The sequence below is a fragment of the Cryobacterium sp. TMT2-18-2 genome (assembly GCF_004402245.1).
GTDB lineage: Bacteria > Actinomycetota > Actinomycetes > Actinomycetales > Microbacteriaceae > Cryobacterium > Cryobacterium sandaracinum.
Genome location: NZ_SOFU01000036.1, coordinates 328,668 through 341,393, shown reverse-complemented (window position 1 = coordinate 341,393; position 12,726 = coordinate 328,668). Strand labels below are relative to the sequence as shown.

Annotated in this window: 11 protein-coding genes and 1 riboswitch; of the genes, 9 read left to right on the top strand and 2 right to left on the bottom strand. The window is 64.6% G+C overall.

Translation table 11 applies throughout. The annotated features are described in order from the left end of the window. Positions 1–10: 10 nt before the first annotated feature. The gene (locus E3O22_RS12735; protein WP_134393712.1) at positions 11–1,060 is read right to left on the bottom strand and encodes a LacI family DNA-binding transcriptional regulator; all 1,050 of its coding nucleotides are present in this window, start codon (positions 1,058–1,060) and stop codon (positions 11–13) included. Between the two features lie 213 nt (positions 1,061–1,273). On the opposite strand from E3O22_RS12735, the gene E3O22_RS12730 reads away from it, so the two are divergent. The 5 genes from E3O22_RS12730 (at position 1,274) to E3O22_RS12710 (ending at position 7,786) form a co-directional block, all read left to right on the top strand. Further along, a complete protein-coding gene (locus E3O22_RS12730) occupies positions 1,274–2,533 on the top strand; it encodes an extracellular solute-binding protein (protein ID WP_134393711.1) in 1,260 nt (419 codons plus the stop codon). Positions 2,534–2,539: 6 nt separating this feature from the next. Continuing rightward, positions 2,540–3,634: a carbohydrate ABC transporter permease gene (locus tag E3O22_RS12725; protein WP_134393710.1), complete on the top strand. Its 1,095-nt coding sequence runs from the start codon at positions 2,540–2,542 to the stop codon at positions 3,632–3,634. Next, positions 3,631–4,539 carry a carbohydrate ABC transporter permease gene (locus E3O22_RS12720; protein ID WP_134393709.1) on the top strand — a complete coding sequence of 303 codons (909 nt, stop codon included), beginning with the start codon at positions 3,631–3,633 and terminating at the stop codon, positions 4,537–4,539. Before E3O22_RS12725 ends, E3O22_RS12720 begins: the two co-directional genes overlap by 4 nt. A 110-nt stretch (positions 4,540–4,649) precedes the next feature. Next, the gene (locus E3O22_RS12715; RefSeq protein WP_134393708.1) at positions 4,650–6,695 is read left to right on the top strand and encodes a glycogen debranching N-terminal domain-containing protein; all 2,046 of its coding nucleotides are present in this window, start codon (positions 4,650–4,652) and stop codon (positions 6,693–6,695) included. Between the two features lie 875 nt (positions 6,696–7,570). Continuing rightward, a complete protein-coding gene (locus tag E3O22_RS12710) occupies positions 7,571–7,786 on the top strand; it encodes a DUF2945 domain-containing protein (protein ID WP_104194386.1) in 216 nt (71 codons plus the stop codon). Between the two features lie 309 nt (positions 7,787–8,095). On the opposite strand, the gene E3O22_RS12705 is transcribed toward E3O22_RS12710, so the two are convergent. Then, entirely contained in the window at positions 8,096–8,551 is a 456-nt protein-coding gene (locus E3O22_RS12705) for an SRPBCC family protein (RefSeq protein WP_134394939.1), read from the bottom strand. Positions 8,552–8,660: 109 nt separating this feature from the next. Between E3O22_RS12705 and E3O22_RS12700 the strand changes: the two genes are divergently transcribed. From E3O22_RS12700 to E3O22_RS12685, 4 genes are all read left to right on the top strand, one after another. Then, positions 8,661–9,092 carry an alpha/beta fold hydrolase gene (locus E3O22_RS12700; protein ID WP_134394940.1) on the top strand — a complete coding sequence of 144 codons (432 nt, stop codon included), beginning with the start codon at positions 8,661–8,663 and terminating at the stop codon, positions 9,090–9,092. A gap of 511 nt (positions 9,093–9,603) precedes the next feature. Continuing rightward, positions 9,604–9,679, top strand: a riboswitch (cyclic di-GMP riboswitch). 17 nt (positions 9,680–9,696) lie between these two features. Then, positions 9,697–10,551 carry an alpha/beta hydrolase gene (locus tag E3O22_RS12695; RefSeq protein ID WP_347232340.1) on the top strand — a complete coding sequence of 285 codons (855 nt, stop codon included), beginning with the start codon at positions 9,697–9,699 and terminating at the stop codon, positions 10,549–10,551. Continuing rightward, a complete protein-coding gene (locus E3O22_RS12690; protein WP_134394941.1) occupies positions 10,548–12,002 on the top strand; it encodes a diguanylate cyclase domain-containing protein in 1,455 nt (484 codons plus the stop codon). The genes E3O22_RS12695 and E3O22_RS12690 overlap by 4 nt, the downstream gene beginning before the upstream one ends. A 333-nt stretch (positions 12,003–12,335) precedes the next feature. Next, a complete protein-coding gene (locus tag E3O22_RS12685; protein WP_166784643.1) occupies positions 12,336–12,689 on the top strand; it encodes a type IV toxin-antitoxin system AbiEi family antitoxin domain-containing protein in 354 nt (117 codons plus the stop codon). Positions 12,690–12,726 lie beyond the last annotated feature (37 nt).

Here is a 12,726-nt window from a genome sequence, read left to right as displayed (position 1 = left end):
ATGCTAGCGGCTACCGCGGCACGTCCATCGGGATAGCGGCGAACTCGCGCACGACCAGCCGGGGCGTGACCATCCGGTGCCGGGGTTCGGCCGACTCGGGGGCTCCGTGCACCTTGCCGCCGAACTCTCCTGTGAGCAGTTCGAGCACTCCGGCGGCCACCTCGTCCACTGCTTGGTCGACGCTGGAAAGCCCGATCGCGGCGGCGATGGGGGTGTTGTCGTAGCCGATGACCGGCACACGCTCGGGGTTCGCGATCATCGCCCCGAGGGCGAGCGAGTCGCTCGCGCAGAGCACGGCATCGATCTGGCCGGCGTTCTGCCGCAACTGCTGCATGGCCGCGGTGCCCTGGCTGACGCCGTCAGTGGTGACGATCTCCAGCCCGGCCAAGTCCCGCTCCGAGACGTCGCCGCGTTCGATCATCGCGTCGTACCAGCCTCGTCGGCGATCGTCGCCGGTGCCCGACGGGCTGGGCCAGCCGATGTAGGCGATGCGCCGGGCTCCGGCCTCTTGCTGCGTGCGCGTGGCGGCGTGCAGGCCGGACCAGCCATCCACATCCACCCACAGGTGCTGCGGGTCGTTCATATCGTCGACTCCCCACGGCCGCCCGAAGGTGACGAAGGAGATGCCGTTCTCGATCAGCCATCGGGTGCGTGGGTCGCCGGCGAACGTCGACGTGAGCACGAAACCATCGACGTCCGCTCCGTCGTTCAGGCGCCGGAACTGGATGATCTCGTCTTCGGGGCTCGTGGCCGTGAACAGCAGAACCCGCAGCCCCTGCGCGTCGGCCTGCTCGGTCACGGCGTGCAGAAACCGGTCGAGCACCGAACCGGAGATGCCGTCGATCATCGGATCCAGCCGGATGCCGATGGTCGAGCTGCGCCGCGTGCGCAGCCGGCGGGCGGAGGCGTGCGGCCGGTACCCGAGCTCGGCGATGGCAGCCTCGACCCGCTGGCGGGTGTCGGTGCGCACGATGCCGGGCGAATTCATCACATTCGAGACGGTCTGCCGGGAGACGCCGGCCGCGAGCGCGACATCCGTCACCGTGGGGAACCCACCCATCGCCGCTCCTGCCCCACGCCTTTGCCGGACGCGCCTGCCCCCGTGAATTGAACGATCAAATATTGTTCTGCACAGAATACCGCGTCTCGAGGGATCGCGGAAACACGGTGATTAGATCGATCAAAAGAAAAGTTTGATCGATCAAATAAATTCAGCTATCGTGACCTTTACACAAGCAAACGCGCATCGATGCGCGACTCAAGGAGAAACAAGATGCAACGACGCAACTCCCGCTGGCTGATCGGAACCGGGCTCGCCGTGGCCGGCGCCCTCACCCTCAGCGCGTGCGGTTCCGGATCCGGCTTCGGCGGCGACACCGCCGATTCGGGCGGAGAACTCACGAGCGATTCCACCCAGGGGCTCAACATTCTGATCGGTTCCAGCGGCGACGCCGAGACCGCCTCCGTCAACGCCGCCGTGGCCGCCTGGTCCGAGACCTCTGGCACCGACGCCAAGGTCAGCGTCGCCAGCGACCTCAACCAGCAGCTCGCCCAGGGCTTCGCGGCCCAGAAGCCCGCCGACGTCTTCTACCTGTCGACGGATGCGCTCGCCGGCTATGCCTCGAACGGCTCGCTCCTGGCCTATGGCGACGATCTGGCCAACAAGGACGACTTCTACCCGAGCCTGGTCAGTTCCTTCACGTACGAGGGCGACTTCTACTGCGCGCCGAAGGACTTCTCGACCCTGGGTCTGATCATCAACGACGACCTCTGGGCCCAGGCCGGGCTGACGGATGCCGACATCCCCACCACCTGGGACGAGCTCGCGGCCGTCAGCAAGACGCTCACGACCGACAGCCAGGTCGGCCTCGCCCTCGGCGGCGAATACGCCCGTCTGGGCGCGTTCATGGCCCAGGCCGGCGGCAGCCTGATGAGCGAAGACAACACCGAGGTCACCGCGAACAGCGCGGAGAACGTCGCGGGCCTCGAATACGCGCAGACCCTCCTGAACGACGGAGTGATGAGCTACGCCAGCGAAATCGGTGCCGGCTGGGGTGGCGAGGCGTTCGGCAAGCAGCTCTCGGCCATGACCATCGAGGGCAACTGGATCACAGGCGCGATGAAGAGCGACTTCCCCGACGTCAACTACACGGTCGCGGAGCTGCCTGCAGGCCCGGAGGGCCAGGGTACCCTGCAGTTCACCAACTGCTGGGGCATCGCCGCCGACAGCCCCAACCAGGCCGGCGCGCTCGAGCTCGTCGAACAGCTCACCAGCAAGGACGCCCAGCTCACCTTCTCGGAAGAATTCGGCCCGATGCCTTCTATCAAGTCGGCCGCCGAAGACTGGAAGAGCGCCAACCCCACCCTGGTGGCCTTCCTCGACGGCGCTGACTACGCCACGGGCGTGCCCAATGTGAAGGGCGCCGCTGACGTCACGAGCGACCTGAACGCCCAGCTCGAGTCGCTGAAGACCGGGGACGCGCAGGCGATTCTCGATTCCGTGCAGAACAACCTCGAAGCACTGCTGAAGTAGTCCACCATGTCGACGCCTGCACGCACGGCTCGCCGCTCCGGTATCCGGGGCGGCGAGACCGCCTCGGGGTGGCTCTTCACCGCCCCGATGATCATCCTGCTGGGCTTGTTCCTGGTCATCCCGGTGCTGATGGCCCTCTGGGTCAGCTTCTCCGACTGGAACGGCCGCGGCAGCCCCTTCAGCGGCACAGTATCGTTCGTGGGCCTCGACAACTACTCCGCCCTGGTCGGCGGCGGCGGCCTGGCCGAACAGGACTTCGGCACGGCGCTGCGTAACAACGCCTGGTACGTCCTCCTGGTCGTGCCGGCCCAGACCATGCTGTCGCTGCTGCTGGCCGTGCTGGTCAACCGGCAGATCCTGCGCGGCCGCGGCTTCTTCCGCACCGCGTTCTACTTCCCGTCGGTGACCAGCTCGGTGGCCATCACGGTGCTGTGGCTGTTCCTGTTCAGCGCCAGCGGCGCCGTCAACAAACTGCTGGCGTTCATCGGCGTCAACGGACCGAACTGGTTCAACGACCCCAGTGGCGTGCTGCACAACATCCTCGGAGCGTTCGGCGTCGAGACCGGCCCGGCCGCGCTCACCGGCAACACGTTCCTCGGGATCTCTTTCTGGGAGTGGCTCGCCGGGCCATCCGTGGCCATGAGCGCCTTCATCCTGATGGCCGTGTTCACCACCAGCGGCACGTTCATGCTGCTGTTCATCGCCGCGTTGCAGAACCTCAGCGGCGACGTCGTCGAGGCCGCCATGATGGACGGCGCCAACGGCTGGCAGCGGTTCTGGCGGGTCACCCTCCCCCAGCTGCGGCCGACCCTCTTCACCGTGCTCACCCTCGGCCTGATCGGTGCCTGGCAGGTCTTCGACCAGATTTACACCGGCACCCAGGGTGGACCAGGCAAGACCACGCTCACTCCGGCCTATCTCTCCTATCAGGCCGCCTTCACCAACCAGGCCTGGGGCCAGGGCGCCGCGATCGCTTTCATCCTGTTCGTCATCATCGTGGCCTTTACCCTGTTCCAGCGCGCTCTGCTGGCCGAACGCAAGGTCTCCAACCGGCGGATGCGTCCGTATCTGCCGATTCCGACATCCGGAGGTTCGAAATGAGCACCACGGTGAGAACCCGCGAGCGCACCGTCTCTCCCTCCCGACGTCTGCGCGCCCTGGGCCGGGAACAGTTGCCGAACCGCCAGATCGCCGGCCGATCGCTGCTGTACGCGATCCTGATCGTGCTCGCGATGATCTACATCGCCCCGTTTCTGATTCAGGTCGCCACCTCCTTCAAAACGGATGGCGATGCCGCCAGCAATCCCATATCGCTGCTGCCGCAGACCTGGTCCACGGCCGCGTACGAGAGGTTGTTCCTCAACTCGGACTTCCCGGTCTGGTTCCAGAACTCCGCCATCGTCACCGTCCTCGTCACCCTCGGCCGCGTCTTCTTCAATTCCCTGGCCGGTTACGCCCTCGCGCGGCTGCACTTCCGGGGCCGCACCGTGATCTTCGCGCTGCTCATCGCCGTGATGAGCGTGCCCGGGGTCGTGCTCCTGATCCCGAAGTTCCTGGTCATCAACCAGCTCGGCATCTACGACACCTACGTTGCGATGATCGTGCCGCTGCTCACGGATGCCGCGGGCGTCTTCATCATGAAGAACTTCTTCGAGTCGATTCCGGCGAGTGTGGAGGAGCAGGCCCGCATCGACGGGGCCGGCACCTTCCGGGTGTTCTGGTCGATCGTTCTGCCGATGGCCCGGCCAGCCCTGGTGACCATCATCATCCTGTCGTTCCAAGGGTCCTGGAACGAGCTGTCCCACTTCATCGTGGCCACGCAGTCCCCCGAGCTGACGACGCTGACCAAGGGCGTGGCGTCACTGGCCTCCGGGCAGCTCAGCCAGGGCACGCAATACCCGCTCAAGCTGGCCGCGGCGGCGATCATGACCATCCCGGTCGCGGTGATGTTCTTCATCTTCCAGAAACGCATCATGAACACCACCGATGGGGCGGTGAAGGAGTAGTCCTCCTCTCCACCCTTTTCCTCCCGTTCCTTCACTACTTCCATTCCTCCCGTTCCTTTTGTTCCTTCCGCAGATCCGCACCACAACCCCTCTGGAGTCGTACCTCGCTTATGTTCTCTCACCCCGTCCAGCCTCTGCTCCATGACTCCGCCATCGTTCTGGCGGCCCCGACCCAGGCGTGGTCGCGGTCCGACGGACAGACTGACAAACCCATCCACGGCTTGTACCACGCGGACACCCGGATCCTCTCCGGCTGGTCCCTGCTGGTCGGCGGCCGAACCGGCGAAGCGATCGGACACGCCCAGCGCGGCGCGGGAGAGGTCACCTTCACGTCGCTGCTCCGTCACCTCGACGACCGCACCGCCGACCCCCGACTGCGGCTCGAAGTCACCCGCACGGTCACCGCGGGCCGCCTGACCGAACGGATCGAGATCATCTCGGGACTCGAGCAGGCTGTCGACACGACAGTGTCCGTGCGCCTGACGCCCGATTTCGCCGATATGCAGACCGTGAAGGCCGGCCTCGCGGGGGCCGCCGAGCGCGACGCTTTCGGGGGCGTGGACCTGCCCGCGGCACCGGATGTCGTTGTGACGGAGGCGAGCGGGGGCATCCGTCTGTCGACCGACACCGTGGCGGCGCTGGTGGGGGTGAGCGACGACGGGGTGCTGACCGGCTCGACCGCCGAGGCTGACACCGAGGTCACCGGCACCTGGTCGGTCACCGTGCCCGCGAAAAGCAGCGTCACCGTGGAGTGGACCGTCGAGATCGCGCACGCGGCCACCGTGGTGCAGGCCGCAGCGGGGCTGCCTGAGTGGTCCGGGGTGTCGGTGCGCTCCGGCGATGCACGCCTCGGCCGCTGGGTGGCACGTGCGCTCGACGACCTGACCGGTCTGCGGATGGCCACCACGACGAGTCCGGCCGAGCCGTTCCTGGCCGCCGGCGCCCCCTGGTTCTTCACCCTGTTCGGCCGGGATTCCCTGTGGGCGGCGCGCTTCCTGCTGCCGCTCGGCACCGAGATCGCTGGCTCCACGCTGCGCCTGCTCGCGCAGCTGCAGGGCACCAAGAGCGACACCGAGACCGCGGAACAGCCCGGCAAGATCATGCACGAACTGCGCCCCGATGTGTACTCGATGCCCGGCGAGAGCCTGTCGCTGCCGCCGCTGTACTACGGCACCGTCGACGCCACCCCGCTCTGGATCTGCCTGCTGCGCGACGCCTACCGTTGGGGTTTGGCCACCGAAGAGGTCGAGGCTCTGCTGCCTGCCCTCGAAGCGGCCCTCGGCTGGATGCGCGACTTCGGCGACAGCGACGGCGACGGCTTCCTCGAATACGTCGACATCACCGGCCACGGCCTCGCGAACCAGGGCTGGAAGGACTCCGGCGACTCGATCCAGTGGCGCGACGGCAGCCTCGCCGATGGACCGATCGCCCTCTGCGAGGTGCAGGCCTACGCCTACGAGGCCTATATCGGCGGCGCCGAACTGCTCGACGCCTTCGGCAGGGCCGGCGGCGACGCCTGGCGCGCCCGGGCGGCCGCGCTCCAGACCCGGTTCCGGGACTCGTTCTGGATCGACGCGCCCGCCGGCCGCTACCCGGCCGTCGCCCTCGACGCCTTCAAGCGCCCGGTCGACACCGTGACCAGCAACATCGGCCACCTGCTCGGAACCGGGCTGCTCTCCGCGGAGGAGTCCGCCCTCGTGGCCGCCCGGCTCGTGTCCCCGGAGTTGAACTCCGGCTACGGTCTCCGCACGATGTCGACGGACTCCGTCGGCTACTGGCCGCTGAGCTACCACGGCGGCTCGGTGTGGACCCACGACACCGCGATCGCGATCGCCGGTCTGGGGCGCGCCGGTTTCGGCGCCGAGGCCGGCATCCTGATCGAGGGGCTGCTCGCGGCGGCCGAATCATTCGACTACCGCATGCCGGAACTGCACTCGGGCGACGCGTCCTCCCTGGTTGCCGCCGCGGTTCCCTACCCGGCCGCCTGCCGCCCGCAGGCCTGGTCGGCGGCGGCGGCGGTCTCCGTGCTCGGCACCGTGCTCGGCCTGGAACCCGATCCGGTCACCGGCCAGGTCACCTCCACCCCGATCATCCCCGCGATCGTCGGCGACGTTGCAGTGCGCGGCCTCCGGACCCCACCGGCCAGCGTCGGCTAGCCGCGGCCCGGCCCGGCCCGGTCGGCCCGGCCGGTGCGGCCCGTCGCGGCCCGGCCTGTGCGGCCCGGCTCTGCGCACACCCAGCTGAGCCTTCCATTCCGTGGCTAACTCAGGAGATTCCACGAGCTGCGGTTCCAGCTCCGCAAAGTTCCGCATGAATCTGCGGGCAGGCCGCGCCGTGCGCTCGTTTCTCCTGAGTTAGCCCCAACGACCTGCCCGACCGGGCCAGCCCCGCCCGGCCCGCACCACCCGGCCGGCCCGGGTCATCCGTCGCCCCGGTGCATAACTCCTACAAATTCTGGTGCGTGCCCGGAACCTCCCAGGCGTTCCGGGCATCCGTACCGCAGCTCCGCCGAATTGACGGAGTTGTGCACGAACCGACCTGCACCCCGAATCGGGCAGCAGCATCAGCATCCGCGCACACGTTGTGGCCAACTCAGGAGACTCCGGCGAGCGGCGGCCACGCCCGCGCAGATTTCCGAATATTTGCGCGAAGGGAGGCCCTCGATCGGGGTGAAGCGTCGCCCTGTTCCATCCAGTCGGAACCTGCAGCGGCCAGAGTTGTGTGGGTTGTGCGTGTCCCCCTACGACGACGGGCGTCCCCGACAGGATCGCGATTGGGCCATCAGGGGGGTGTTCGAGAAGAAAATGGCAAGAATTGAGTATTATGGGCGGCAGTGCCCGGCTGAGTCGGCCACGTCCCGCTGAGAGGTGGAGAGATCTTCACAAGCGGTTCGCCACCCTTGTAATCGAGTGCGTGACAACCATGCGCGGAAAACGAATGCGCGGGCACGATCTTCCCCGAGAACCGACAGGAACATGACACTCAGCCCAACCCGCTAGCCCAGGTCCGTCGCCGTCCGTATGCTTCAAGAATGACAGACTTCAGCACAGGCGACCGGGTGAGTTGGGCAACGTCTCAGGGGCGAACTCAGGGGGAGGTAATCGAGAAGAAGACGAGCGATTTCGACTTCGCGGGCAAAACGTTCCACGCCTCGAAAGATGACCCTGCGTTTATCGTGAAATCTGAGAAGACGGATGCCGAAGCTGCGCATAAAGCCAGTGCCCTTCGCAAGCTGTCGCCACGTTAGGGACAACTGAGCGCGCGGCCGCCACCAGGTGAAAACGGAGCCGGAGTGCCCCTGGAATGTTGAAGAAATCGTCGGCCCTGGAAAACTCAGGCTTGGCCCGTGGCGAATCTAAATACGGTTTTGAACAACTGAACAAAGGACCAGCGATACCGATTCACGCGGCGGCGCCGGGGTAGGCCTGCACGGTCAAACTCGGCTCAATGTCTCTGACAACCTGCCAAGCGCTGCGAGCGTCGCGTCACCTCAAGCGGTCGAACTCTGGTGTGAGGTCCGGACTATCTCGAGTCGTGGGTTGGTCTTCAGGCAGCGTCAGGCCTGCACATCTCCGCGCCATCCACCATCATCGGTTCCCTTCGCCTCGATGAACTCCTTAAAGTTCGTGAGGTCTTTCTTAATGGCGTGATTGTCGATACCGAGAGCGGCCCCAGCTTTCTCAAGCAGCCCTGTCGCCTCCCAGTCAAGTTGTACCGTCACCCGTGTCTCGTTCGCGGCCAACTTATGGAACGTGACAACTCCCGCGTGGTCAACCTGGCCGCCGGTGCTGTTCCAGGCAACACGCTCATCAGGGTGCTGCTCAGTTATCCGAGCCTCAAACACGCGCTCCACGCCGCCGACTTTAACCTTCCACTCGGTGAGAGTGTCGGTCACCTGCGTCACGGATTCAACAAAACTAAGAAACTTTGGAAACTCCTCGAATTTTGTCCACTGGTTGTACGCGACGGTAACGGGAACGTTGACGTCGACAGTCTCGATGGCGTTGGGCATGATGACCTCCTAATGCGAATTCGACGGATGAAATAGATTCTGCAATCCCATTCACAGTACCGAAGGTTAATCCAAGGGCAACCCCGGGTAAGGAACATCGCCTCCCAGCGTGTACTCGTCAAAGCAAAGTCCCTCGAAACTTCCCGGTCAAGTCAGGCCATCTCTTACCGACGACATCGAGCACCTGCGTGTCCATCTCGGCCTTGATCGCGTCGTTCTGATGGCTCACTCAGCGGGAACAAGATTGGCCCTTGCCTGCGCGGCGCAGTTCACACTCAGTGTTGCCAGGTTGGTGCTGATCACTCCTCCGGCGGCATATCTCGTCGATGAGCCGTCCGATGCTCACACGCTCATTGGGAAGCGGCGCGGAGATCTGCTTTTCGAGGCCGCTTTCGCAGCTTTGGAAGCGGGGCGCCAGACGGTTGACGATGACGGCTTCAACGCCTGGCAACAGGAGTCGGCGCCGGCCGGATACGCAACCTGGGGTCGCAACAGAACGATCCCACGGCGTCAGTCAGCGGAGGACGGGCGCGGGCAATGAGTTGTTTTCCTGCGATGGTCACCAGAAACGATCGCGATAAGGGCACCGATCACCAAGATTATGATCAGCGCCGCATGCGGGCCCAATCGACTGCTGACCCAGCGGGTAGCCCGCGCGAGGAGACGGCCAGACCAGGTCCGCTCGATGGGGACGGTACCGCCGTGCTGCACCAGGGGGGACGATGTCTTTACCGAGCTGATCAGCAGGACTCGAACACTTTCGTGTAACACACACGCCATTCATCGCCGGATCGAAGAGTCGCCGCGCGAAAGTATGGCGGGCCGATCACCTGCGCGTTTTTGACTGAGCGTCGGGGAGATCGTCTCCGCCGGCCATGTTTGAGGGACCTCTCCCCGTCGTCGGGCAGGGGCTGCCCTCGATTCCGGCCGAGGTCGTAATCCGGGCGTCTGCGGCGGAATGGGCAGGGCAAAAACAACGAGAACTGGGAGCAGCGAACGCGGTCCGTGTGGTTGGGTCCCCTGATAGAGTCAGCCGACGTATGGGCGTTTGCTCATCATGCAGGCAAACCCGGCGCGAGCCGGGGACGCAGAGCCACGGGGACACACGCTGTCAGCCGGGCTACCGAACAGCAAAGGCCACGCGCATGCTCATGGAAGCTGGGCCGCCCTCGCCCGAGGAGGCGACTGTTGCCGTTGAAGAGCTCTCGGCTGTCTCGCGGCGCAACAATGTAACGGTGAGTGGTAACCCGAACGGACGTGCGATCGTGTTCGCACACGGCTTCGGGTGTAACCAAAGCGCATGGCGACTGGTCACCCCGGCCTTTCTCGCGGACTACAAGGTCATCGTGTTCGACCACGTTGGAGCAGGCAGTTCCGACGCATCTGCCTACAGTCTCTGGAAATACGACTCGTTGCTCGGGTACGCGGACGACCTGCTCGAGATCCTTGATGAGCTGGACGTGACCGACGTGGTGTACGTCGGTCACTCTGTCAGCGCGATGATTGGTGTGCTCGCCGCGAACCGTGACCCGTCCCGCTTCGGCGCTCTCGTCCTGATCACCCCATCCCCTCGATACATCAATGCGCCGGGCTACGAGGGCGGATTCGAGGTCGAGGACATCAACTCAATGTTGGATGATCTGGATTCGAACTATTTCGGCTGGTCGTCGGTCATGGCACCACTGATGATGGGCAACCCGGACCGACCGGAGCTAGGAGATGAGCTGACGGAGAACTTCTGCAGCACCGACCCGACGATCGCCCGCCATTTCGCTCGTGTCACGTTCCTTTCCGACAACCGGGAGGACCTCCCCCTGGTCACCAGGCCGACTCTGATCCTGGAATGCACCGCCGACATCGTCGCTCCCGCCGCCGTGGGGCGCTACGTTCACCAACAGATAGCAGGGAGCACCCTGGTCACTCTCACAGCCACCGGCCACATCCCTAACCTGTCGGCACCCGACGCTCTAACGGATGCCATTCTTGCCTACCTGAAATGACTGACGGTGGCGAACGTGGGGTCGAGGGCATATTCGAGGACCTCTACGAGCACGCGCCGTGCGGGCACCTCTCCACAACGATCGACGGCATCATCATCCGAGTCAACAAGACTCTGCTGAAGTGGACGGGGTATCAGCGCGAAGAGCTCGTCGGCCAGCCGTTCGTCTCGTTCCTCCGACCCGGCAGCCAGTTGATGTTCGAGACTCGATATCTCCCGGTGCTCCACCTGCGAGGTGAAGTGAAAGAGGTGGCGGTGTCGTTCCGGCACGCGAACGGCACCGCGCTGCCAATGATGGTCAACAGCACTGTGACCACCGATGAAAATGGGGAACCCGTCACCATCCGGACGGCCGTCTTCGATGCCAGCGAACGCCAGGAATACGAGCGAGAGCTCCTCGCCTCCCAACGCAAGGCGGAGGCGTCGGAAACTCGGATCAGGGTGCTGCAGAACGCATCGAAAGTGTTGACCGGAGCCACTACCGACACCGCGCTGGCGTATCAGCTGACGAAGATCATCCGTGAGGCATTCGCTGCGTCTAACGTCTCGATGTACCTCCTGAGCGCCGAGGGGAAGCTGGACCTGACATCGGGAAATCCGGCGCTGGGACTGCTCGATCTGTCCGGCGACGGACCAGCCACGGTACTGGCCCGCACCGAGGACACGATGATTCTTTCGCGCGCTGATCCCATGGCCAAGTCATCAGGGCTCGCCGAAGTGATGCGAAGCGCCCAGGTGGAGACACTCGTGTCCGTGCCGTTGTCGGAAGAAGCATCTCCGCTCGGTGTCCTGATCAGTTCCTTCGCACGTTCAAGAAGTTTCGAAGCGGACGACATCGGGCTGTACGAAGCACTCGCACGTCAGTCCGCCCAGGTGCTGACGCGCATCCATCTCCACCAACGACTCGAACGACTAACACTCATCGACCAGCTCACGGGCCTTGCCTCCCGTCGCCTCATTCAACAACGCCTCAGCGACGCGGTGACCCTCTCACGACTCAACCGCCGTTCGATAGCACTTCTCCTCATCGATCTCGACGGTTTCAAACTCATCAACGATGAACTGGGACATGCCACCGGTGACAGCGTGCTCAGCGAGATCGGCGCCAGACTGTCGTCGGTCGTCCGTCACGGCGACCTCGTAGGCCGACTCGGCGGGGACGAGTTCGTGGTCCTTTGCGAGGACGTGAAACCCGAAGAGGTGGACCGTGTCGTCGAACGACTCCATGCCGCCCTCCGCGAGCCGCTCACCGGGCGCGCGAGCCAGAAACGGGTCACCGGGAGTATCGGCACCATCCTGTATCTCGGCGGAGTCCCGGATCACATCCCTCCCGACCTGATACTCGAACAAGCCGATGAGGCGATGTACCGGTCCAAGCGCGCGGGGAAGAACCAGGACACCACCGTCATAGTCGGAGACATCTCGCCCGCGGAGAACCACCCGATCCTCTAGTCGGCGACACGGTGTGCTCATCAGAGCTCGATCCCGTCACCCGGGCCTGTCCCGCCCTCGTCCACCCCTGTCAGTGTCAGGGCACCTCCAAGAGCCATGCCAGCGAGTGTCAAGGAATGAAGAAACCGACGATATCTGACGTCAGTTCTAGACTCCGACCTGACGTCCAGCTGGGGTGCACTCCAACGAGGCGTGTTCATCGGGCGCCCCCCTGATCACCACCATCTCGCCCTGAGTACTTCAATATTAACGTTTACATGCGATTGATGAAGCATGAAATCTCGTGACGTGCTTCGTACCGCGCAGGATCTTGCCTCCTCACAGTGACGTTTGGTGACCACACCGCAGGCCCGTCGTCTTGGTGCTACTGCCGCTCAGCTGGCCAGGTTCTCGGAGCACGGCGCCCTGGTGCGGCTGCAGCATGGCCTGTATGTGGTTGCCGGTGTCCCCGCAGCCCGAGGAATCGATTTGCCCCGCGCCATGCACCTGCCATCCCCGTCCTGGACCACCGGTTACAAAGCAGAAATGCGACAATTCTCAGCAATCCCCCAGGCCTGTCACGACTTCGACGCCGCACTCGAATTCACTGCAGCATGCCTGAACCCGCTCCTGAACGGCGAGATCATCTCCGGTTCATGGGACGCCCAAACAAGACTGTGGCGGGACTCCACACCAACATCCCCCTAGCCGGTATCTCTCGGTGCGGCTGACCAGAGACCGGGCC

Coding starts and splice junctions, on each gene's coding strand:
- E3O22_RS12735 (WP_134393712.1), bottom strand. CDS start 1,060: ATGGGTGGGTTCCCCACGGTGACGGATGTCGCGCTCGCGGCCGGCGTC.
- E3O22_RS12730 (WP_134393711.1), top strand. CDS start 1,274: ATGCAACGACGCAACTCCCGCTGGCTGATCGGAACCGGGCTCGCCGTG.
- E3O22_RS12725 (WP_134393710.1), top strand. CDS start 2,540: ATGTCGACGCCTGCACGCACGGCTCGCCGCTCCGGTATCCGGGGCGGC.
- E3O22_RS12720 (WP_134393709.1), top strand. CDS start 3,631: ATGAGCACCACGGTGAGAACCCGCGAGCGCACCGTCTCTCCCTCCCGA.
- E3O22_RS12715 (WP_134393708.1), top strand. CDS start 4,650: ATGTTCTCTCACCCCGTCCAGCCTCTGCTCCATGACTCCGCCATCGTT.
- E3O22_RS12710 (WP_104194386.1), top strand. CDS start 7,571: ATGACAGACTTCAGCACAGGCGACCGGGTGAGTTGGGCAACGTCTCAG.
- E3O22_RS12705 (WP_134394939.1), bottom strand. CDS start 8,551: ATGCCCAACGCCATCGAGACTGTCGACGTCAACGTTCCCGTTACCGTC.
- E3O22_RS12695 (WP_347232340.1), top strand. CDS start 9,697: ATGCTCATGGAAGCTGGGCCGCCCTCGCCCGAGGAGGCGACTGTTGCC.
- E3O22_RS12690 (WP_134394941.1), top strand. CDS start 10,548: ATGACTGACGGTGGCGAACGTGGGGTCGAGGGCATATTCGAGGACCTC.